The 279-nt window shown below is 37.6% G+C and carries 1 protein-coding gene; it reads right to left on the reverse strand.

Annotation, left to right across the window (positions count from 1 at the left end; translation table 11 throughout):
• Positions 1-279, reverse strand: a 279-nt coding sequence (locus KVT37_RS32160; RefSeq protein ID WP_217579020.1) for a hypothetical protein, incomplete at both ends; no start/stop codon positions are given.

Genomic DNA, 279 nt, shown 5'->3' on the forward strand with positions numbered 1-279 from the left:
TTTCATCAGAAGTTTGTTTTACAGTGTTCACTGTTTGTTTGACCCCTGTTAAATCTTCACTTAACTCCTTCACTTCTGTTTTTTCTGCCTTATTAGTTAGAGATTCTTCTGTTTGCTCTACAGTTAATTTTATATCTGTAAAACGCCCATCTTTAAATACAACATCAGGAATTCCTGCAACATCCTGTTTTAATTTAGTAATGTCTTGTTCAGCTTGGTTAACGGCTCCAGCAACATCACCTACAGCGCCGCTAATCTGCGTTACTGCATCTTCAAGCG

This window comes from Mesorhizobium sp. GbtcB19, from assembly GCF_019091085.1.
In the GTDB taxonomy this organism is placed as follows: Bacteria; Pseudomonadota; Alphaproteobacteria; order Rhizobiales; family Rhizobiaceae; genus Mesorhizobium.